Here is a 235-nt window from a genome sequence, read left to right on the forward strand (position 1 = left end):
CGAAAACAAGGCGAGCTGGCAATCGGAATATTTCGTCGGAGTTCCCGCGCCGGCCGGCGCCATGCTGGTGCTGCTGCCGGTCTATCTCGGCTTCCTCGGCCTGGCGACGGACCGCACCTTCGCCTATCTCTCTTCGGTCTATACCGCTGCCATCGCCTTCCTGCTCATCAGCCGGCTGCCGGTCTGGTCGGGCAAATCTGAAGGCAACCGCTTGCGGCGCGATCTGGTGCTGCCG

At 64.3% G+C, this 235-nt stretch carries 1 pseudogene; it reads left to right on the forward strand.

The annotated features are described in order from the left end of the window. Window positions 1-235: pseudogene (locus EOD29_RS35110) on the forward strand (CDP-diacylglycerol--serine O-phosphatidyltransferase); the annotation flags it as partial.

This window comes from Mesorhizobium sp. M1A.T.Ca.IN.004.03.1.1, assembly GCF_003997555.1.
In the GTDB taxonomy this organism is placed as follows: Bacteria; Pseudomonadota; Alphaproteobacteria; order Rhizobiales; family Rhizobiaceae; genus Mesorhizobium.